This window comes from Bacillus sp. FG16 (assembly GCF_057809515.1).
Window position 1 is genome coordinate 1 of the sequence record NZ_JBMDKC010000047.1, and the last position, 21,668, is coordinate 21,668.

Annotated in this window: 23 protein-coding genes and 1 pseudogene; 20 read left to right on the top strand and 4 right to left on the bottom strand. The window is 35.7% G+C overall.

Going from position 1 to position 21,668, the window contains the following annotated elements; all coding sequences use genetic code 11:
* The 7 genes from ACODS7_RS17630 to ACODS7_RS17660 all read left to right on the top strand — a co-directional run.
* The coding region (locus ACODS7_RS17630) for an LPD38 domain-containing protein (protein ID WP_488827192.1) at positions 1 to 1,763 on the top strand (1,763 nt) is incomplete at its 5' end.
* 45 nt (positions 1,764 to 1,808) lie between these two features.
* Entirely contained in the window at positions 1,809 to 2,009 is a 201-nt protein-coding gene (locus ACODS7_RS17635; RefSeq protein WP_243169051.1) for a hemolysin XhlA family protein, read from the top strand.
* A gap of 3 nt (positions 2,010 to 2,012) precedes the next feature.
* Positions 2,013 to 2,216 carry a hypothetical protein gene (locus ACODS7_RS17640; RefSeq protein ID WP_243169052.1) on the top strand — a complete coding sequence of 68 codons (204 nt, stop codon included), beginning with the start codon at positions 2,013 to 2,015 and terminating at the stop codon, positions 2,214 to 2,216.
* Positions 2,217 to 2,275: 59 nt separating this feature from the next.
* Positions 2,276 to 3,307, top strand: a complete 1,032-nt coding sequence (locus ACODS7_RS17645; RefSeq protein WP_243169319.1) for an N-acetylmuramoyl-L-alanine amidase — start codon at positions 2,276 to 2,278, stop codon at positions 3,305 to 3,307.
* Between the two features lie 20 nt (positions 3,308 to 3,327).
* Positions 3,328 to 3,498 carry a hypothetical protein gene (locus tag ACODS7_RS17650; protein WP_243169311.1) on the top strand — a complete coding sequence of 57 codons (171 nt, stop codon included), beginning with the start codon at positions 3,328 to 3,330 and terminating at the stop codon, positions 3,496 to 3,498.
* A 299-nt stretch (positions 3,499 to 3,797) separates the two neighbouring features.
* The gene (locus ACODS7_RS17655; protein ID WP_243169312.1) at positions 3,798 to 3,956 is read left to right on the top strand and encodes a hypothetical protein; all 159 of its coding nucleotides are present in this window, start codon (positions 3,798 to 3,800) and stop codon (positions 3,954 to 3,956) included.
* A gap of 2 nt (positions 3,957 to 3,958) precedes the next feature.
* Positions 3,959 to 4,507: a type II toxin-antitoxin system PemK/MazF family toxin gene (locus tag ACODS7_RS17660; RefSeq protein ID WP_488827195.1), complete on the top strand. Its 549-nt coding sequence runs from the start codon at positions 3,959 to 3,961 to the stop codon at positions 4,505 to 4,507.
* A 194-nt stretch (positions 4,508 to 4,701) separates the two neighbouring features.
* Here the strand turns inward: ACODS7_RS17660 and ACODS7_RS17665 are convergent, their stop codons facing one another.
* Together ACODS7_RS17665 and ACODS7_RS17670 are read right to left on the bottom strand one after the other, a co-directional pair.
* On the bottom strand, positions 4,702 to 5,286 hold the full coding sequence (locus ACODS7_RS17665) for a type IV secretory system conjugative DNA transfer family protein (protein WP_243169314.1): 585 nt from the start codon (positions 5,284 to 5,286) through the stop codon (positions 4,702 to 4,704).
* A 12-nt stretch (positions 5,287 to 5,298) separates the two neighbouring features.
* Positions 5,299 to 5,520, bottom strand: coding sequence for a helix-turn-helix transcriptional regulator (locus ACODS7_RS17670; protein WP_098938268.1), 222 nt, complete (start codon positions 5,518 to 5,520; stop codon positions 5,299 to 5,301).
* Between the two features lie 173 nt (positions 5,521 to 5,693).
* Between ACODS7_RS17670 and ACODS7_RS17675 the strand changes: the two genes are divergently transcribed.
* The 4 genes from ACODS7_RS17675 to ACODS7_RS17690 all read left to right on the top strand — a co-directional run bounded on the left by ACODS7_RS17675 (position 5,694) and on the right by ACODS7_RS17690 (position 8,049).
* A complete protein-coding gene (locus tag ACODS7_RS17675; protein WP_243169315.1) occupies positions 5,694 to 6,011 on the top strand; it encodes a hypothetical protein in 318 nt (105 codons plus the stop codon).
* Positions 6,008 to 6,190, top strand: coding sequence for a hypothetical protein (locus ACODS7_RS17680; RefSeq protein ID WP_000170776.1), 183 nt, complete (start codon positions 6,008 to 6,010; stop codon positions 6,188 to 6,190). The genes ACODS7_RS17675 and ACODS7_RS17680 overlap by 4 nt, the downstream gene beginning before the upstream one ends.
* Before the next feature lie 115 nt (positions 6,191 to 6,305).
* Positions 6,306 to 7,487: an FtsK/SpoIIIE domain-containing protein gene (locus ACODS7_RS17685; RefSeq protein ID WP_243169316.1), complete on the top strand. Its 1,182-nt coding sequence runs from the start codon at positions 6,306 to 6,308 to the stop codon at positions 7,485 to 7,487.
* Positions 7,429 to 8,049, top strand: coding sequence for a replication-relaxation family protein (locus ACODS7_RS17690; RefSeq protein ID WP_243169317.1), 621 nt, complete (start codon positions 7,429 to 7,431; stop codon positions 8,047 to 8,049). Before ACODS7_RS17685 ends, ACODS7_RS17690 begins: the two co-directional genes overlap by 59 nt.
* 25 nt (positions 8,050 to 8,074) lie before the next feature.
* On the opposite strand, the gene ACODS7_RS17695 is transcribed toward ACODS7_RS17690, so the two are convergent.
* The gene (locus ACODS7_RS17695; RefSeq protein ID WP_243169318.1) at positions 8,075 to 9,151 is read right to left on the bottom strand and encodes a cytosolic protein; all 1,077 of its coding nucleotides are present in this window, start codon (positions 9,149 to 9,151) and stop codon (positions 8,075 to 8,077) included.
* A 340-nt stretch (positions 9,152 to 9,491) separates the two neighbouring features.
* On the opposite strand from ACODS7_RS17695, the pseudogene ACODS7_RS17700 reads away from it, so the two are divergent.
* The 7 genes and pseudogenes from ACODS7_RS17700 to ACODS7_RS17730 form a co-directional block, all read left to right on the top strand.
* Positions 9,492 to 9,680, top strand: a pseudogene (locus ACODS7_RS17700) (arginine repressor); the annotation flags it as partial.
* Between the two features lie 268 nt (positions 9,681 to 9,948).
* Complete coding sequence (gene arcA, locus ACODS7_RS17705) at positions 9,949 to 11,181, top strand: arginine deiminase (RefSeq protein WP_243168133.1); 1,233 nt, start codon at positions 9,949 to 9,951, stop codon at positions 11,179 to 11,181.
* Between the two features lie 30 nt (positions 11,182 to 11,211).
* Positions 11,212 to 12,210 carry an ornithine carbamoyltransferase gene (gene argF, locus ACODS7_RS17710; RefSeq protein ID WP_243168134.1) on the top strand — a complete coding sequence of 333 codons (999 nt, stop codon included), beginning with the start codon at positions 11,212 to 11,214 and terminating at the stop codon, positions 12,208 to 12,210.
* A gap of 99 nt (positions 12,211 to 12,309) precedes the next feature.
* Entirely contained in the window at positions 12,310 to 13,725 is a 1,416-nt protein-coding gene (gene arcD / locus ACODS7_RS17715; RefSeq protein WP_000503413.1) for an arginine-ornithine antiporter, read from the top strand.
* Between the two features lie 37 nt (positions 13,726 to 13,762).
* The gene (arcC, locus tag ACODS7_RS17720; RefSeq protein ID WP_043937744.1) at positions 13,763 to 14,725 is read left to right on the top strand and encodes a carbamate kinase; all 963 of its coding nucleotides are present in this window, start codon (positions 13,763 to 13,765) and stop codon (positions 14,723 to 14,725) included.
* Positions 14,726 to 14,926: 201 nt separating this feature from the next.
* On the top strand, positions 14,927 to 15,616 hold the full coding sequence (locus ACODS7_RS17725) for a Crp/Fnr family transcriptional regulator (protein WP_001081905.1): 690 nt from the start codon (positions 14,927 to 14,929) through the stop codon (positions 15,614 to 15,616).
* A 156-nt stretch (positions 15,617 to 15,772) separates the two neighbouring features.
* Positions 15,773 to 16,456, top strand: a complete 684-nt coding sequence (locus ACODS7_RS17730) for a hypothetical protein (RefSeq protein WP_029441501.1) — start codon at positions 15,773 to 15,775, stop codon at positions 16,454 to 16,456.
* Between the two features lie 124 nt (positions 16,457 to 16,580).
* On the opposite strand, the gene ACODS7_RS17735 is transcribed toward ACODS7_RS17730, so the two are convergent.
* Positions 16,581 to 17,915, bottom strand: a complete 1,335-nt coding sequence (locus ACODS7_RS17735) for an FAD-binding oxidoreductase (protein WP_043937742.1) — start codon at positions 17,913 to 17,915, stop codon at positions 16,581 to 16,583.
* Positions 17,916 to 18,159: 244 nt separating this feature from the next.
* Between ACODS7_RS17735 and ACODS7_RS17740 the strand changes: the two genes are divergently transcribed.
* Both ACODS7_RS17740 and ACODS7_RS17745 read left to right on the top strand, forming a co-directional pair.
* The gene (locus ACODS7_RS17740; protein ID WP_029441503.1) at positions 18,160 to 19,824 is read left to right on the top strand and encodes a glycoside hydrolase family 13 protein; all 1,665 of its coding nucleotides are present in this window, start codon (positions 18,160 to 18,162) and stop codon (positions 19,822 to 19,824) included.
* A gap of 205 nt (positions 19,825 to 20,029) precedes the next feature.
* Positions 20,030 to 21,667 carry a PTS transporter subunit IIBC gene (locus ACODS7_RS17745; protein ID WP_016117098.1) on the top strand — a complete coding sequence of 546 codons (1,638 nt, stop codon included), beginning with the start codon at positions 20,030 to 20,032 and terminating at the stop codon, positions 21,665 to 21,667.
* Position 21,668 lies beyond the last annotated feature (1 nt).

The window sequence follows — 21,668 nt, forward strand, 5'->3', positions numbered from 1 at the left end:
ATACTTTTAAATCGATGCAAGCAATAGAGCGAAATAAAGTTGGTTTGTCTCTTGCTGATCTAGCAGAAAAAGAAGGCGCAGGGAAATGGATTGAAAAGCTTGCCGGTGATGGAAAAGAGTCTGTGGCAAAAGAAAATATCGTTACTGTGTTCCGTAATGGTGAAAAAGAACAGTATCAACTTGCGCCGGAGTTGTATCGTGCCGTGAAAGCAATGGACAAGGAAGTGACCAATAAATTTATATTGGCCGCATCGAAACCAAGCGATTGGCTACGTGCTGGGGCAACCTTAACGCCTGAATTTGCCTTGAGGAATCCGATTCGTGACCAGTTTGCAGCTTATGTGACGAGTGATGTCGGATACAATCCATTTGATTTTGTAAAGGGACTAAAAGAGGTTGGGAAGAAAAAGTTCGGAAAAGGCTCAGAACTATATGATGATTTTGTGAATCAAGGCGGTGCATATGGTGGATATTTATCTGCCGATCGTGATTTGTTGAAAGAACAATTAGAGGGGATAGGTAACCAGCAAAAAGAAGGTCTTTCAAAAGCCATACAAACCATCACCGCTCCTGTGAATCCGAAGAATTGGCTGAAAGTATTACAAACAATTTCTGAAGTGTCTGAGGAAGCGACAAAAGTGGGAGCGTATCAGAAAGGTTTGAAGAAAGGACTCACACCTGAAGAATCGGCTTATCAAGCGCGTGACCTCATGGACTTCAACCGTATGGGGAATTCCGTACAGTCTGCCAATCGTGTGTTCACATTCTTAAATGCCAATCTACAAGGAAAAGATAAATTGATTCGCTCCATGAAAGAACATCCGATTCGGACGAGCGCTCGTATTGCTGGTTCTACCCTTCCGCCAAGTGCGTTAGCTCTTGCAAGTTACGCAAATGCAAATGAGAAACAAAAAGAAATGATGGATAATATGACGCAGCAAGAAAAAGACACGTATTGGTCCTACGCGATTCCAGGTACGGATAAAGTAGGCAGGATTCCAAAACCATTTGATATTTCCTTACTGGCCAACACGGCAGAACGGGCGAATCGAATGAACGAAGGTGACCCCTACGCTTTTGAGGAATATGGGAAAACCATCAACGATGCGGTGAAAGTACCTTGGATGCCTACCGTCATTCAGCCAGTTGTGGAAAACATGGCAAACTATAGCTTTTTTAGAGATGGGAAGATTGTTCCAACGCGTGATGAAAAGAATTCACCGAAAGAACAGTATGGCCCGAATACGAGCCTGACGGCACGTGAAATGGCACATGCATTAGATACAGTTGGAATCGAAGCTTCTCCATACAAGATTGATAACGTATATAAAGGATATACGGCGGGATTGGGTCAGTATCCATTAAAAGGATTAGACGCAGTTATTTCATTGCTATCGAAGAAAGAAACACCGACACCGGTTGCGCAGGAATGGAATGAATCAGCGCCAGGTGCAAAAGCATTCTTTGTCAATGGACAAGGTGGCGGTAAAGTCATGGAAGATTACTACAACATCATGGAAGAACAACAAGCGATTGGGGCAGATAGTAAAAAGAATGACGAAGACGCACCAAATGCGGATGAAATGAAGGCGTTCCATAAAGTAGATAAAGCAATGGCGAAATTACGTAAAGAGTATTATCAAGTGAAATCAGATACAGCGATGGATTCAGAGATTAAACGAAGTGAATTAGATCGTCTGGATGAAGAGATGCGTGCACTTGCGCGAGAAGGCATTACCATTTTTAGACCTGATTACAAATAAGGGCTCTCCGGGGCTCTATTTTTTATTGCCGAGGAGTGGATACCAATGGAACACTGCAGAGAATGTGAGGAAGCAAAACAGGAAGTACAGGATATTCAAGTCCGTCTCGCCGTTGTGGAAAGCAAGGTGGCGAAGATTGAAGAGAATATCGAGAAAATTTTAAGTAACACCAATTGGTTAGTAAAAAGCATTGTAGGCGGAATGATTGCAGCAATACTTACGTTTGTATTAAAAGGGGGACTATAAAACATGACAAGAGAGAACATGCAAAAACGATTACGTAACTGGAAAACATGGGTGGCACTTGCCTCCCTTCTGGGATTTATTTGTGCGAAGGCTGGATTACTAGAGACGAAGAGTTTTATCGATGAAGTGTTACCGTATATTTTCACACTAGGTGTTTCAATAGGAGTATGGACCGACCACGAGGGAACAGCACAAACAGACAAATAAAAACAAAGAGAACGCATCGCCAATCGGTGGTGCGTTTTTCTATGGGAGGAGAAACAAAAATGAAACGATTACTGGGAATGTTGTTCACATTATGTCTTGTATTTTCACTTTCTACGAGTGTTTTTGCCGATAGAATACTTTTGATACCTGATGTACCGAAAACACCTTATCGAGGCGGTGTAGGGGCGTATGAGGGAGTGGTTGCCCACAGTACCGCAACACCGGAAGCACCGGCCATTAATATTCAACGTTATGAAACTCGTACCTGGAGAAATGCATTCGTTCATTACGCAGTGGACTGGAATGAAACCATTCAGATTGCGGATACAAAATATATTGCGTATGGTGCTGGACCAGCAGCGAATAAACGATTTGTCCATGTAGAATTGTGTGAAACGGCTGATTACGCGAAGTTTAAACGGAGTTATGAAAAGTATGTAAGATTACTGGCCAGAATCTTAAAAGATAATCATCTATCCGTAGAAAAAGGATTGTGGACGCATAACGACGTGAGAAAGTACCTCGGCGGTACAGATCATGAAGACCCGATTGACTATTTACGTAGCCATGGTGTATCAGAAACTCAATTTAGAAGTGATGTGCAGCGGGCGTATAACAGCGATAATGTATCTCTACCTGTTGAATCATGGGGACCTATGGAACCAACACAAGGTATTGCTTATATTCTTGGAAGCAATGTGAACCTGCGAAAAGGACCAGGAACAAATTATGGCGTGATTCGTCAGCTAAACAAACCGGAAGCGTATCAAGTGTGGGGAGAGAAAGATGGCTGGTTAAACTTAGGCGGTGACCAATGGGTGAAATATAATCCAGCGTACATCAGGTTTGAAAAGCAGGAATCAGTAAATCCAGTTGTAGGGAAACGTGTTGTGGCCAAAGTGGATAACCTTTGGTTCTATAATTCGCCTTCATGGCAGAATGAAGAGGTGGCGGGTACTTTGGACGCAGGGGAAGGATTTACAATTGATGAGAAGGTAATTGTAGATGGGTCTCCACAATTTAAGGTGCACAATAGTAAAGGGCGCACATACTATATGACATCAAGCGAAGCCTTTGTGTATGTGAAGTAGGGAATGAAGGGAGAATTATTATGGGTAATGATTCTAAAAATAATAAAGAAACAAATAAAAAAATTTCCCCCGAAGAAAGGACTACAAATATGAGGAGATTTCTGGAGGAACTTTATAGGATGGAGTATTCTGGATATTTACCAGAGGAATCTTATCATGTTCATGAGAAAATGAGAGGTATATATTTGTGAAATAGATAATTTACAAGCGGAGCACTTTTGAGAGAAAGTGCTCCGTATATTTATATGTAAAACGTAGAAAATTCCTACATAATCTTTAGCAGAATTTATAATATTAACAAGAAATATCAAGTGATAAGTCGAATAGGGAGATAAATCTAGCATTATATGACAATTACTAGTAAAATACTCATTTTGATATTGATGTTTTGTATCTTTTTGTTATAATTTTTGTATATACTACACATCATAAATCTGTTTAACTAATAGTTAAAAGAGGTGATTGGATGTGCAATAAGGAGGACAAGGATATGTTCGCCACTAGACGTAAAGTAGTTAGAAAACCAAAATTGTCAAAAAATAAATTTGCTAACTTAACTAAAAAAGATTGGAAAGAAACGAACGAACAGTCAAATAAAGACAGAGGGATTTCTGGTATCACCTATCGTGATATTTATGGAGGTAATTGAAGTTGTCTGATTTCTTAGATAAACGAGGTTGGCAAAATATTGAAAGAGGTTATGAGTATGAGGCGGTCATGTTATATCCATCAGATACTAAACGACCTCTTTCTTTTTTTGTGCCTGAAAGTGAGGGTGCGAATAAAGGTGAAATTTTAAATTCTATTGGGAATTTTAATCCCCAAGTAGTACGAGGGAAAATTCGGGCGAGGGAGCAGAAAGTTGTAGTCACTGTGAAACCTAGAAGAATTGTCGTACTAACAGATAATGAAATTAATGCAACGGAAGAATTTGAATACATACTTGTTGCCCCTATAAATACAATCAAAGAATATGAAAAATCTAAAGATTGGTATAGCAAATTAAAAGATGATGAGCATCCTATTTTCACATACCTTCCCAAGGGGAGTTTAGAAAGATACGTGGATTTAAGCCAAACAGTTAGTATACATAAGAGTTTGCTACTTTATAAGAAAGAAAAAGTTAGCGAGGAAAGAATGGAAATTCTTGAAGAAAATATTCTTCAATGTTTATCTCTAGGAATCATTGAAGAAGAGTAAAAGCAAAAAGCGCCTTCCCCAGTTGAAGGCGCCTCTCATGTGGTGATTCTCTAGATGTCATTTACAGTATATCCAATATAATTGAAAAATAGAACTTTTTATTGACTGTAAAAAATATGTATTGTATGTTTGAAGTGAAAGTTCTCTGATCTATTGTACAACGAAGAATCCGTCTCCTTTTGGAGGCGGATTTTTTATTTGTATACTTTAGAAATAACGAGACTGTTGTTATACATCTTATCTACTTGTTCTTTGTCATATCCATACAATAGCGTTTCTTTATCATCTACAAATAAACAAGTCCCCATATTAAACCCACGGCAGCCAGCCATAATTTTAGGAAGTTTAGGAATATAACCTATAGTCTCAATATCCATGAGAACAAATTTAACTGCATTTGCTTTTTTATTCTGCTGGATATTTTTCAGCAGATGACTCATAAATGAAAAAATCTGATTCCTCATAAAAGGTACAAAATCCTCTTTTTGTTGATCTCTTTCGGTATATGTAAAATAAACAATCATTTTTTGTTTCAACAGCTGTAGTAAGTCTTGTTTAGAGTTTGAATGTAATTCTGTATAAGGTAGTAGTAGGGTTTCATATCCTTGTGCATATTTTTGAGAAGAAGTTTTTTGATATAGGATGCCCTTATAGTCTAATATAAACAAGGATTCATTTTGATGTTCCACAATAAATTTTGTGACCTCAGACAGTCCACTTCCTAGATGATAGTATCCCTCCATAATCTGATTGAGTGTTTTGAATGGTGGTTTTTGCATTGTTTTCACCCCTTACTTCTTTTTCTTTACTGAACCTATATTTTCGGTTTCTTCAATCCAAATGTCTTCTAATCGCATTTCTAACACTCGAGCAATTCGATATGCAACAGGTAGTGTCGGCAATCCGCCTTTAAGTAAATTTGTCATTGCAGAATTACTAATTTTTGCTTGTTTTGCAACATGTGTATATTTGATTCCTTTTGTATCGAGTATTTGCTTCAATTCACTTCGCATAAATACCACATCCAGTTATAAATTTTAGATTGTCTTTATTAATAATTTTATATGGACAGGCAATAATCCTTCTTCCAGTTCATATACCTATATTACTTCCATACGGAAGCCCACGAGGACTTCTACTTAGAATTCCGTATAGCACTGCAGATATCAAGAAAGGAGAGGGTTATATGCGTTCTCAGTATAGTTATCTTAATGCGACACCGTATTTATATTCATCAAAAGAATTACGTCACATGTATAACGAGTCAAGATCCAGAAAAGAAACGGAAGCAATTCTTGCTCACATGAGGAATCATGAAGTATTTGATAACAAAGAGTACAAAGGGTATTTCAGCTTATCACAAGTCATTGAAGAAGATTTATATGGGGAAGAGGAGGATATATTGAATTGGCAAGATTTAATGGAGCGGTATCAGATTGTAGCTACTAAATCGGGGATTAAATTTCGTGAAAAAGAAGAACTGACCGAGGAGGAATGGTTATGACACTTGCAGGAGAAGCGGTAATTATTTGGACAGCAACAGGTTTGTCTGTAATCGCGATGAGTGTAGCTGAAAAAATGGGGAAGAGTGTTCCACATTGGCTTCCACGTATAACCTTGTATACGACGCTTACGGGCTCGTTCTTATATCTTCTACGTTATATTCTCGTTATGTTTCTATGAAGGAATACGATGTGGAAGAGAGGGACAATAGACCTCACAAGCAAAAATGCTCGTCCTGTTATCTTCCAAAAAAATGCAACTATATCCTTATAGGATATATAAGGAGTGTTCATCTATGCTTGAATTATTGTTAATACCCGTTGCTTCATTTGGATATGCCTTGGTAAGCAATAAGCTCAAACGTAAAGATGATGATAAACGCAAGATACAAGTATTCTTTGAAGTGTCTGGAATCGCAATCAAAAAAGAAGAAAAGCTCCATTATCCAAAATTTCAAAAGAAAAATATTGATGATCGCAGTACAACATACATTTACACTTTACCTGTTGGTATGCCAAGTAAAATCATTCAGAAGGTTGAGGATGTTGTTTCTGAAGGACTAAATAAACCCGTTCGAATCCAGTATGATAATTATGAATTGAACATTCGAGTATTCCATAAAGAAATACCTACGAGATGGGAATGGTCAACGGATTTAATTCAAGAGCGCAAATGGCGTGTACCAATTGGGCAAAGTTTAGAAGAGTTAATTTGTCATGACTTTGATAAAACACCGCACATGACTTTAGGTGGACTAACGAGGATGGGAAAAACGGTGTTTTTAAAGAATGTATTCACTTCACTTACTGTAGCTAATCCAGAGCATGTTCACTTTTACATTATTGATTTAAAGGGTGGATTGGAGTTTGGACCTTACACGAACGTAAAACAGGTAGAATCTATTGCGGAAAAGCCAATTGAGGCCTTTCAAGTATTGAGTATGATTTTAAAAAGGATGGAAGAAAAAATGCTTTTTATGAAAGGACACCATTATACCAATGTGGTAGAAACAAATATAAAAGAACGTTATTTTATTATCGTGGATGAAGGCGCAGAACTTTGTCCTGATAAAAGAATGAATAGAGAACAACAAAAGTTATTAGGAGCTTGCCAACAAATGCTGTCTCATATAGCGCGTATAGGTGGAGCATTAGGGTTTAGACTAATTTTCTGTACACAGTATCCAACTGGGGATACGTTACCACGCCAAGTGAAACAGAATTCAGATGCGAAGCTAGGCTTCAGGTTGCCAACAGCAACAGCTTCACAAGTTGTTATAGATGAACCAGGGCTTGAAACTATACACAGCATTCCAGGGCGTGCGATTTTTAAGACTGATCGATTGACTGAAGTGCAAGTTCCTTATATCTCGAATGAAAAGATGTGGGATGTACTAAAACAATATGAGGTGAAGAAAGATGAACATCCAGACACATATCAAAATCAACAGACAAATGCTGATTCTGACCTCGATTAGAAAGCTGAAATTTGCTACACGTAGGCATTTAATGGCTATACATGATTTAGGTGGCATAAGAAATGCAAACCGCATATTAAAGGATTTAAGCTTATTTGTGAATAGTACAGTGTATAAAAAAGAACATGTATATTACCTAAATAAAAATGGTAGAGAGCTATTTGATGATAATGAGAAAGTTATACCCAATAGTCGGTTAGCGCATAGTCTTATGAGAAATGAAGCATGGCTTTATCTGTTTTGTCCCGATGACTGGCAAATAGAAGCGCCCATCCGTTATAAAGTAAATGACCGAAAGAAAACGATTATTTCTGATGTGAAATTCCGAGATGACGACGGGATATTAAATGCTGTAGAAATTGATCGTAAACAGACGATGAATATAAACGCTGAAAAAATGAATCGGTACGGTGAATTCACTGTGTATTATAAAAATAAATATAACGGGAAAGTCCCTATTATTCACTTTTTTACACTTACATCATACAGGCAAAAGACGTTAGAACAATTCGCTGTGCAACAAGGTGTATATGCAAAAGTACATGTTATACCTGAATTGTAAAGTGAAATCAGGACATCTGCTCTATTCAATACAGCCCCATTTCATCAGCTTCTTCTTTTGATATTTTGTAATATACTCCTGGAACAAGAGAGCGGTCTATCGTCTTCGTGGATGGTTCTTTTATTCCAGTGTTTTCTAACCAATTGTAAAAAACGAATGGCTTTTCATTGTTAGGTACGTCAGAAGAGCTTGTATGCGCTTTTTTAGGTGCTTTAAGTAGTTTGATGTTGTCCGAATAGACACGAGAAAATAAGGCTTGTACACTGTCTGTAAGAATACCGTTGTTTTTTAAGAATCTATCAATTTTTCCTAGCGCATTAAATGCAAGACGAAATAGACTTTCATCACAATTGCTACCTACACGCAGACCAATAATCGATGCGGTAGTTTTTAGAATAGGATGATACGTTCCGGCTTTGATTGTATGGTACATCATTTCTTGGTATTCGTTCACAAAATACGTATGGACTCTTTCGAACTCTTTGTGTATATCGTTTTGCGCTTCATTTAGCTCAATTTCAATTGATTCCATTAAGGATACTCTATCATTATTTTTTTCTTGTTTTAAAGTAGTTAAAGAGTTAATAGAGTTATTATAGTTAGAACTCGTGTTTTCATCTTTCAGGCTTACAGCCTCAACGGTTTCAGGGTTTTTCTGTTCGGCAACCTGCTCGGCATTTTGTTCGGCAATTTGGTAGGCATCTATGTAAAATACTTCTTTCATGATTGTTGTGAAATTAGGGTGCGTTTTTAATACAAATACATATTTATTCTTACCATCAGCTAATCCAGCGACTAGGATTTCACCTGTTTGTTTTAATGCACGAACAGTATCGGTCACAGTTCTTACAGAACAGTCAGCCTTATCTGCTAGTGTTTCAGCAGAAATCTTGCATATGCCATTTCCTGAGAGCATGTAAATAATATGATCCATTACAACTTTCCGCTTAGAGCGAGAAGGAAATAGACATTCAAAACTTTGATTCGCATCATCGACACGTTTTCTCATAGCAGCTATAATTTCATATTTCTTTTGCGTGCTTAATCGATTTTGTTGTATATATTTTTGAACATCAGCATTATAAGCAGTCAGTTTTTTCATAAGGGCTCGTCTCCTTTGAAAATAAAAAAGCAACAGAATGCCACAAAATGTAAGCAAACTGTTGCTAGGAGACCCTTATGTACGGTAAAATGGGGTACATAAAGAGTTACAGCAAGTGTTTGCCTAGTAGACGTAGGCGGACGGTTAATAAAGTGGTTGCACACTCTATTAACACGCTGTGCTCTTTTATTTTTGTTAGTTTTATTTTGAATTTTTGAGGTAACAAATTGGTCACAAACAACTGGAAAAGTGTTGCCATTTATAATTTTCGATAAAGTACAAAACTGCGTAATCTAGCGGTTTGTTGCGCTTTTATGAAATATAAATTTCATACCTCACAGATTGTGTAGATCAATTAATGGTTATTAAAACATTACCTGGTAATGCACATGTTATTGGTGTTTTATTTGATGAATTAGATTGGAAAGAAAAAATAGGATGTATATGTGGAAATGATACATGCCTTATAATTTCACAGTCGAAATCAGATAGGGAGATTATAGAAGAAAGGTTAAATTTAATTATTTAGATGCAAAAATCCTGTTTTTAATTTTATTAAAAACAGGATTTTTGTTTAAATACGGAAGTTAAATATTCAACATATATGCGTAATATATGTATTTTTTATTGGGAAATCGAGATAGTTTGTTATAAAAATACATATTCGTATGATTTAAAAAAAATAACTTGTTTAATATTTCACAATGATAATGTGGATGATTTCACAAAGATGAAAGTGCAGAGCATTTATTATGTACTTGTAAGACATCAAACATATTTAAAAGGAGGTACAACAAATGAAACATCCGATACATGTTACTTCAGAAATTGGGGAATTACAAACGGTTTTATTAAAACGACCTGGTAAAGAAGTGGAAAACTTGACGCCAGATTATTTGCAGCAATTATTATTTGACGATATTCCATACTTACCAATTATTCAAAAAGAGCATGATTATTTTGCACAAACGTTACGCAATCGGGGTGTTGAAGTTCTTTATTTAGAAAAACTAGCCGCTGAGGCGTTAGTAGACAAAAAACTTCGAGAAGAATTTGTTGATCGTATTTTAAAAGAAGGACAGGCCGACGTAAATGTTGCACATCAAACTTTAAAAGAATATTTACTTTCCTTTTCAAATGAAGAATTAATTCAAAAAATTATGGGCGGTGTACGGAAAAGCGAAATTGAAACAAGTAAGAAGACACATTTATATGAATTAATGGAAGATCATTATCCGTTTTACTTAGATCCAATGCCTAATTTATATTTTACTCGTGATCCAGCAGCTAGCGTGGGCGATGGCTTAACGATAAATAAGATGAGAGAACCAGCGCGTAGACGTGAATCATTATTCATGGAGTACATCATTAAATATCATCCAAGATTTGCAAAACATAATGTACCAATCTGGTTAGATCGTGATTATAAATTTCCAATTGAAGGTGGCGACGAGCTAATTTTAAATGAAGAAACAATTGCAATTGGAGTATCTGCTCGTACTTCAGCTAAAGCAATTGAACGTTTAGCTAAAAATCTCTTTAGCCGACAAAATAAAATTAAGAAAGTGTTAGCAATAGAAATTCCAAAATGCCGAGCATTTATGCATTTAGATACAGTATTTACAATGGTTGATTATGACAAGTTTACAATTCACCCAGCCATTCAAGGGCCAAAAGGGAATATGAATATTTATATTTTAGAAAAAGGATCAGATGAGGAAACTCTTAAAATTACACATCGTACTTCTTTAATGGAAGCATTAAAAGAGGTATTAGGCTTAAGTGAATTAGTTCTTATTCCATGTGGAGGAGGAGATGTAATTGCTTCTGCTCGTGAACAATGGAATGATGGCTCGAACACATTAGCAATCGCACCAGGTGTAGTTGTTACATATGATCGCAACTATGTATCCAATACGTTATTACGGGAACACGGTATAGAAGTGGTTGAGGTGCTAAGTTCAGAATTATCTCGTGGTCGTGGGGGGCCACGTTGCATGAGTATGCCAATTGTTCGTAAAGATATTTAGTATAAATAACGGAGAAAGTAGGGATGAAGCATGTTAATGACTAGACCAAATTTAAAAGGAAGAAGCTTTCTAGCAGAAAAAGATTTTACACAAGAAGAATTGTTATATTTTCTAGATGTAGCAGCAGAATTAAAAGAGAAAAAGAAAAATGGTATCCCGCATCATTATTTAGAAGATAAGAATGTAGCGCTCTTATTTGAAAAAACCTCCACTCGTACGCGCTGTGCATTTACGGTAGCATGTACAGATTTAGGGGCGAATCCTGAATATTTAGGGAAAGGTGATATTCAGCTTGGGAAAAAAGAATCCGTAGAGGATACAGCAAAAGTGTTAGGGCGTATGTTTGACGGAATTGAGTTTCGTGGATTTAATCATGAGACTGTAGAATCTTTAGCACAAAATTCTGGTGTGCCAGTTTGGAATGGATTAACAGACATGTGGCATCCAACACAAACACTAGCAGATTTATTAACAATTAGAGAACATGTAGGGAAATTGAAAAATGTGAAGCTCGTTTACGTTGGAGATGGACGAAATAATGTTGCTAATAGCTTACTAGTTGGTGGAGCAATCGTTGGAATGGATGTACGTATTTGTACACCGGAATCTTTATGGCCTGCACAAGAAGTAATTGATTTAGCAAAAAAATATAATGAACAGGTAATGATAACAAGTAATGTGGAAGAAGCTGTTGCGAATGCAGATGTAATTTATACAGATGTATGGGTGTCTATGGGGGAAGAAGAAAAATTTGCTGAACGTGTCGAGTTATTGAAACCTTATCAAGTAAATATGAAAATGATTAAAGAAACAGGGAATGAAAACGTGATTTTCTTACATTGTTTACCTGCATTTCATGATGTTGAAACGATGTATGGCGAAGAAGTTTATGAGAAATATGGGTTGAAAGAAATGGAGGTAACTGACGAAGTATTCCGCAGTAAACATTCAAAAGTATTTGATCAAGCTGAAAATAGAATGCATACAATTAAAGCGGTTATGGCAGCTACTTTAGGAAACATGGAGTAAAGAAGAAAGGGAGTCTTCCTTTCTTCTTTCTCCTCCTTTAGACACTATCATTCACTATTGCTTTTGTATTGTTATTGCAATTAAAGAGAGGTGAGTGGAATGGGTGAAGATAAGAAATTAGGGTTGTTTACACTAACGGCTCTTGTAGTTGGGTCTATGATTGGCGGTGGAGCCTTTAATTTAGCGAGTGATATGGCAAAAGGTGCTGGTGCTGGAGCCATTATTATTGGCTGGGTTATAACAGGAATTGGGATGATTGCACTTGGATTATCTTTTCAAAATCTAACTGTAAAACGGCCAGATTTAGATGGTGGTATTTTTAGCTATGCAAAAGCAGGGTTTGGTAATTTTATGGGATTTAATAGTGCGTGGGGATACTGGCTATCTGCTTGGCTTGGGAATGTAGCTTACGGTACATTATTATTTTCTTCATTAGGATATTTCTTCCCGATCTTTGAAGGCGGTCAAAATGTAGAATCCATTATTGGTGCAAGCGTATTATTGTGGTGTGTTCACATGTTAATTTTACGTGGAGTTCAATCAGCAGCACTTGTGAATTTAGTAACTACAATCGCAAAATTAGTACCTGTATTTGTATTTATTGTCATAGGAATCTTTGCGTTTCATATTGATACGTTCTTAGATGGATTTTGGGGGCAAACTGGTTCTTTTTCATGGGGAGCAGTTGGCAGCCAAGTTAAAAGTACAATGCTTGTAACTCTATGGGTATTTATTGGGGTAGAAGGGGCTGTTGTTTTATCCAGTCGAGCAAAAAATAGAAGTGATGTAGGGAAAGCAACGGTTATTGGCTTAATTGGTACACTTATCATTTACATTTTAATCACATTATTGTCTCTTGGACTTATGCAGCAAGCAGATATTGCTGGTTTGAAAAATCCGGCTATGGCTTATTTATTTGAAAGTGTTGTTGGAAAATGGGGTGCTATTTTTATTAATTTAGGTTTGGTTATCTCTGTATTAGGTGCTTGGTTAGGTTGGACTTTGCTCGCTTCTGAAATTCCATATTTAGCGGCTAAAGATGGAGTATTTCCAAAATGGTTCGCAAAAGAAAATAAAAATAAGGCTCCAGTAAATTCATTATGGATAACAAATGGTTTAATTCAAATATTCTTGTTAACATTCGTCGTTTCTGATCAGGCGTATAACTTTGCATTCTCTTTAGCATCTTCAGCCATTTTAATCCCATATGCTTTTTCAGCATTTTATCAACTGAAGCATAGCTTAAAATCTGAAGAAGTAGATCGAAATAAAAATATAATAATTGGTTTGATAGCAAGTATTTATGGCGTGTGGTTAGTTTATGCAGCTGGTTTAGAGTATTTATTATTAACAATGACTTTATATGCGCCAGGTATTTTTATTTTTTACAATGTTCAAAAGCAAAAGAGTTCGAAGCAAATATTTACTCGAGTGGAATTAGCATCATCCGTAGCAATTGGTGCTTTAGCATTCTTTGCGATTTATGGATTAATTACAGGCAGTATTACTTTATAAAGCGCTGTGAAAGCGAAATCAACTGGAGGGCTGGAATATGGCACGAAGAAAAATTGTAGTGGCACTAGGAGGAAATGCGATACAGTCTGGAGAAGCTACTGCGGGAGCGCAGCAAGAAGCGTTGGAAAAAACGGCAGAACAACTTGTGAAAATAATGGAAAATGATGTGGATATAGTAATTGCGCATGGAAATGGCCCACAAGTGGGGAATATTTTATTACAGCAAAAAGCTGCAGAAACGGAAAAGACACCTGCAATGCCATTAGATACTTGTGGGGCAATGAGCCAAGGGATGATTGGATATTGGATGGAAAATGCGATTGAAAAGGCATTGAAAAAACGGAATATACAAAAAGATGTAGCAACGGTTATAACACGCGTTGTTGTGGATAAAAAAGATGAGGCATTTAAAAATCCAACTAAACCAATTGGTCCTTTTTATACAGAAGAAGAGGCCAGAAGATTAATGGATGAAACAAAAGCAGTGTTTAAAGAAGATGCTGGTAGAGGATGGAGACGTGTTGTTCCATCACCGAAGCCTGTAAGTATTCATGAACATAAAGTTATTAATTCTTTGGTCGAAGATGGAAACATAGTGATAGCTGTTGGCGGAGGGGGAATTCCAGTAATTGATTCCGAAGAAGGGTTAAAAGGAACTGAAGCGGTTATCGATAAAGATTTCGCTGCGCAGAAATTAGCAGAATTAGTAGATGCCGATACGCTCGTTATTTTAACTGCAGTTGATCATGTGTATGTAAATTATAATCAACCGAATCAAAAAAAATTAGAGCATGTCACAGTGAATCAACTAGAAGAATATATGGAAGAAAAACAATTTGCTGCGGGAAGCATGCTTCCAAAAATTGAAGCTGCGATTAATTTTGTTAATACAAATCCAAAAAGAAAAACAATTATTACGTCTTTAGAAAAAGTATATGAAGCACTAGAAGAAAAAGCTGGTACTATTATTTCAAAACAGAATGTATGCATGTATGTTTAAATTATTATGTACGCTACTTAGTAGTAAAAAAAGAATGAGGTTAATAACTTCATTCTTTTTATTTATTAATATTTTTTGTACTCATTGTTCATAAAGTTTTCATGATGAAATCTGAATATATAAGTTAATTATGATAAAATTCAAATTGAATACGTTTTCTTGATTTTTCGCTCCAACATACAGCAAGAGAGAGGGAATTTTATGAATAGACGGAACGTAGTTAAGGACTTAAAGCAGTTCGAATTATTTGCTCATTTAACAGAAAAAAAATTGAAAGGCTTAACAGAGTTTGTTTATTGGCGAACTTATAAAAAAGGTCAATTTTTATTTTTAGAAGGAGATTCAAGGGAAAGAATCTACTTCATGTTAGATGGTTTTGTAAAGTTAGAGCGGGTTAATCAAAATGGGAACTTATTATACGATGACTATGTAAAGCGGTATTCTATTTTTCCTTATGGTGGTATGTTTACAGACAGAGGATATAACTATACAGCAGAAGCAATGACGGATGTGGAAGTATATTATATTCCAACGGTAATTTTTGAAGATATGGTAAAATCCAGCAGAACGCAATTGATGTACGTTGTTCAGCAATTATCATCTATATTAAAATTGAACGAAAATCGAGTGCAAAATATTACAATTCCTAATGCACAAGATCGTGTTATCCAAACGTTAAATTATTTAATGCAGGATTTAGGAGAACAGAGTGGGGAAAAGATTGTAATTTCATGTCCGCTTACAACAATTGAAATATCCAAAATATCTGGAACATCTCGAGAGACAGTTAGCAGCGTATTAAAACAATTAAAAAATGATAGCATTGTTACAATTTTAGATAAAAAAATTACAATACATGATCCAACATATTTTGAAGAAATCTCTATGTGAAAATGGTATATTGATTTTTTAATTCATAATGTATATTAATAAGGTTCTTTATATATTTATAAGGAACTTTTTTACGTTATCCTCTATAAAAAGATTGTATAGTATGGTAATAATAGCTAAAATCGATAATAAAAAACAAAGTGAAGGGGAGAAAGAATGATTCGTATTGAGTATGATCGATTAGTAGCTATTTGTTACAGTATAGGGGTTTTGTTATTATTAAAAATTCCAAATGATAATGAATTAATTGGGGAAAAATTATTCAATGTCTATAAGGTTCCGATACATACGTATGTTTATATGGATTATAAAGTCTCAAATATATTGATTGTTTCTTTCACACTACATGTAATTGCATTTATATTATTTTTAAAATGGCTAGGAAAAAAGGAGTCTAGTACATTTAGAAAAATGAATAAGATAAAAGTAGTAGGCATTAGTATATTGATTTTAATGATGCCGTTTATTTTAAATAACATCATCCAAACATTGAATAAAACATGGTACTACGCAGGAAAAACAGGGGTAGAAGCAATAGAATATAAAAAAGAAGATAGCCAGTGTAGGATGGAGAAAAATGGAGAGGGTATCGAACCAAAGTGCATTGTTACTTTAAAAAATTATCGTAATCATTCACAAGCATTAAAAGTTGTTTTATATGATAATGCAAATGAGAATTCAAAAGGTTATCCAGTACCGAAACCAGTCTATTTACAAAAACATGAGACAAAGCAATTCGAATTTCAAGTTCCTGTTTCTTATAATAGAGGTATTGAAAAAGATAAAGTACCAAATATTAAATTACATTCATTGCATGAAAATGATACGAAATACAATTAATCTGTAAGTAAAAGTTTATGAGTAGGAGCAAGAATTTGAAACGATATAGAAAATCAACTTGAATCATCCAACATACTGTGAGGTAACGGCATATTGGATGATTTTTTTATGTTATCCCCTTGTTTCACGTATGAAAAGGAGGAATACTTTGTTGGAAATGAAAAACATCACAAGGATCATACATGGTTTTCACCTTACGCAATCTGTGAAAGTTAGAGCCATAATAACTAGTTTGCCAATTTTTAATGTCGATATCGGGCCAGTTCACATAGTCACCTAGTGTATAAGGATCTAAGCTTTCTCGTAAATCTTTAACCCAGCGTATATTTCGATTTTCTTCATCATCGTATTTCCAAGAGGTAATGTATTCTTGAGCAATAATTGCTTTACGATGAAAATAAGCCGTTTCATTCGGCTGAATATTTTCAACAGCACCTATGAGCGATTGATGCCAAATACTAGCATCTTTATTTGGGGCATGAGAAAGAAAGTATTGCATGAGTTGAATGCCTTTAAGGGGAATAGGTTTATAGACATAGGAACCAGAGCGCTTGAAATTTTCAGGGATGTTACCGCCATTAAAAAATTCAACAGCCTTTATATAAGGAACTTCTTCTATAAAGAGAGAGGGGCTACCAGTTTCAAGAAGAGGGGATAATAGGGAATGGAGTTCAGAGGGAGAACCGACAAACTCGCCTTGTGCTTCGATTTTATTTTGTTGCTTGGCGAATAATTCGATCGATGAAGTGAGACGTTCATCTATATAAGGTGCCCAGTTTTGCCACGCTTGAAATGCAGCAATAAAGTCTTCCCATTCCCATGTAATTGAGAAAATTGATACATTTTTTATCGGGTGGACTCGAAAAGTTAAGGAAGTGACAATTCCGAAGTTTCCACCACCGCCACCACGGCATGCCCAAAAAAGGTTAGAATTTTCTTGTTCATTTGCACGAATGAGTTTTGCACCAAATTTTCCACACGCTTGTACCATTTCCACTTCCATTAGTTGATCACATGTTAATCCAAATAAGCGCGAAAGCATACCAATACCACCGCCAAGTGCTAATCCAACAATTCCGACGCTTGCACTTGTACCAGCAGGAATTGTAACACCGTAATTCCAAAGCTCTTTATAAACAGTGCCAAGATTTGCACCAGCCTCAATTGTTGCTGTTAATTTATCTGTATTAACAGTAATGCGATGCATTTCACTCACATCAATAATAAGTCCTCTATTTAAAAGAGAAAAATTTTCATAGCTATGACGTCCGCTTCTTAACCGAAATGGTATATGACGTTCACGTGCCCATTTTAAGGCGTTACAGACATCCTTGTTATTTTGACAAAAAACAATAATACAAGGGAGTTTTGGAATACTTAAATTTAAATTCATTCGGGCTACGTCGTAGTCAGGATCTGTGGGAACAACGATACGACCTGTTAATTTTGTTTGCTTCAATTTATTACTCCTTTCTAAAATAATCAGAGCTTTTTATTAATATATGAAAAATGTCTGTAATACGCGTGGACAAGGAGAGGTGAAGAATGAGATTTACCTTTGTGAGAAATAAATAAAGTATAAGAATAAAGAATCTACATAGAGTTCAATGAAAACAGTTGCAAACTGTTCATATTTTGTTATGATAGTGTTACGAAAGCGTTTGCATAAAATTTCCGATGGGATGCAAAAGGAGAGAAGGACTATGAATAAGACATGGTGGAAAGAAGCGGTTGCTTATCAAATTTATCCACGAAGCTTTATGGATTCAAATGGTGATGGTATTGGAGATTTACAAGGTATTATTGCAAAACTGGATTATTTAAAAGATTTAGGTATAGATGTAATTTGGATTTGTCCAATGTATAAGTCACCTAATGATGATAATGGTTATGATATTAGTGATTATCAAGATATTATGGATGAGTTTGGTACAATGGCAGACTTTGATGCTTTACTAGATGAAGTTCATAAGCGTGATATGAAGCTTATTATTGATTTAGTTATTAATCATACGAGTGATGAACATCCATGGTTTATTGAATCACGTTCATCTAAAGATAATCCGAAGCGCGATTGGTATATTTGGCATGATGGTAAAGATGGTGCGGAGCCAAACAACTGGGAAAGTATTTTTAATGGTTCGGCATGGGAATATGATGAAGAAACAGAACAATATTATTTACATTTATTCTCACGTAAACAACCAGATTTGAACTGGGAGAATAAAGAAGTTCGCGAAGTACTATATGATACGGTTAATTGGTGGCTTGATAAAGGTATTGATGGTTTCCGCGTTGATGCGATCAGTCATATTAAAAAAGAAGAAGGCCTCAAGGATATGCCAAATCCAAAAGAGTTAAAATATGTGCCATCTTTTGATAAACATATGAATGTGAAAGGTATTCAACCTTTATTAGAAGAGCTAAAAGAAAGTACATTCTCTAAGTACGATATTATGACTGTTGGTGAAGCAAATGGCGTTAAGATTGAAGATGCTGAGCTTTGGGTTGGAGAAGAGCAAGGTAAGTTCAATATGGTATTCCAGTTTGAACATTTAAGTTTATGGGATGCAGAGAAGAAGAAAGACCTTGATGTTGTAGGATTGAAAAAAGTATTAACGAAATGGCAAAAAGGATTAGAGAATAAAGGATGGAACGCTTTATATATTGAAAATCACGATAAACCACGTATCGTTTCAACATGGGGAGATGATAAACAATATTGGCGTGAAAGTGCAACAGCTCTAGGAGCGATGTATTTCTTTATGCACGGTACACCGTTTATTTATCAAGGACAAGAAATTGGTATGACAAATGTTCAGTTACCAAATATTGAAGATTACGATGATGTAGCAATTAAAAACTTATATCGCGAGAAAATTGCAGAGGGCGTACCACATCAAGATATGATGGAGATTATATGGGCTTCTTGCCGCGATAATTCACGTACACCTATGCAGTGGAATGATGAGATGAATGCTGGTTTCACAACAAGTACACCTTGGTTTAGCATGAATCCAAATTACAAAGAAATTAATGTTGAAAAGCAAAAAAATGAAGAAAAGTCTATTTTCAATTTCTATAAGAAAATGATTGCCCTGAAAAAAGAGCACGATGTACTGAACTATGGTACGTACGATTTACTTTTAGAAGACGATCCACAAATTTATGCATATACACGTACGTTACAGGATGAAAAAGTCATTGTAATTAGTAATATCTCAAAAGAGGAAGCAGTGTATAATGAGGATTTATTTGCACTAGAACGCAAACGTTTGCTTTTAAATAACTATGAAGTTGCGGAACATGAAGAAGTAACAACAATTGCTTTAAAACCTTATGAAACAAGGGTTTATCGCATTTCATAATAAAAAAGGATGCTCTTTGAGCATCTTTTTTTATGAAAAAAAATAAATTTCTATTGCAAAGTGAAAACGCTTTTATTAAAATAGATTTATGAAAACGGTTGCGTAAAGATAAAAATAAAGTAACATAAGGAATCGTTTTCATAAAGGGAACAGAAATTATAATTTAAATCATTATGTTGTTATAAATAAAGGGGAGGAAGAACAGATGAAAATTACGTCTTTTGATTTTTGGCAAAAGTTCGGGAAAGCGTTATTAGTTGTTGTAGCCGTAATGCCAGCAGCTGGTTTAATGATTTCCATCGGTAAGTTAATTGGTATGTCTGCTGGGGATATTAACGCAGTTCACACAATCGCTCGCGTAATGGAAGACATCGGTTGGGCAATCATTACAAATCTACACATTTTATTCGCAGTAGCAATTGGGGGATCTTGGGCGAAGGATCGTGCAGGTGGTGCATTTGCAGCACTATTAGCATTCGTCTTAACAAACCGAATTACAGGAGCTATATTTGGCGTAAACGCTCAAATGTTAGCGGATTCAAAAGCGACAGTTTCTTCAGTAATAGCAGGAGATTTACTTGTAAAAGATTACTTTACTTCTGTACTTGGTGCACCAGCATTAAACATGGGAGTTTTCGTGGGGATTATCACAGGTTTCTTAGGAGCTAATCTATATAACAAATATTATAACTATAATAAACTGCCACAGGCATTAGCATTCTTTAATGGAAAACGATTTGTACCATTCGTTGTAATTCTTTGGTCTACAGTTACTGCGATTGTATTATCACTTCTATGGCCATTCATCCAAAGTGGGTTAAATGAATTTGGTCGCTGGATTGCAGCTTCAAAAGATAGTGCACCAGTTGTTGCACCGTTTGTATATGGAACGTTAGAGCGTTTATTATTACCATTTGGTTTACACCATATGTTAACGATTCCGATGAACTATACAGAGCTAGGCGGAACATATACGATGCTAACTGGTTCAAAAGTTGGACAAGTTGTAGCAGGACAAGATCCATTATGGCTTGCATGGATTACAGATTTAAATAATTTATTGGCAAATGGAGATACGAAGGCATATAACGATTTATTAAATAACGTTGTACCAGCTCGTTTCAAAGCTGGACAAGTTATCGGCTCAACAGCAGCGTTAATGGGGATTGCATTTGCGATGTTCCGTAACGTTGATAAAGAAAAGCGTGCAAAATATAAACCAATGTTTTTATCAGCAGCATTAGCAGTATTCTTAACAGGTGTAACAGAACCAATTGAATTCATGTTCATGTTTATTGCTCCAGTATTATATGTTGTATATGCTATTACAACAGGACTTGCATTCGCGTTAGCTGATTTAATTAACTTACGTGTTCATGCATTTGGATTTATTGAGTTAATTACTCGTACACCAATGATGGTTAACGCAGGTTTAACAAGAGACTTAATCAACTTTGTTATTGTTTCATTAGTGTTCTTCGGTCTTAACTTTACACTATTTAATTTCTTAATTAAAAAATTCAACTTACCAACACCAGGGCGTGCAGGTAACTATATTGATAATGAAGATGAGGCATCAGAAGGAACAGGAAATGTACAAGATGGTTCATTAGCAACAAAAGTTATCGATTTATTAGGTGGAAAAGAAAATATTGCTGACGTAGATGCTTGTATGACACGCTTACGTGTAACAGTAAAAGACTTAGATGTTGTTGCACCAGAAGCACAGTGGAAACAAAATGGTGCTTTAGGGCTTATTGTAAAAGATAAAGGTGTACAAGCGGTATATGGTCCGAAAGCTGACGTATTAAAGTCAGACATTCAAGATATGTTAGGTGCGTAAT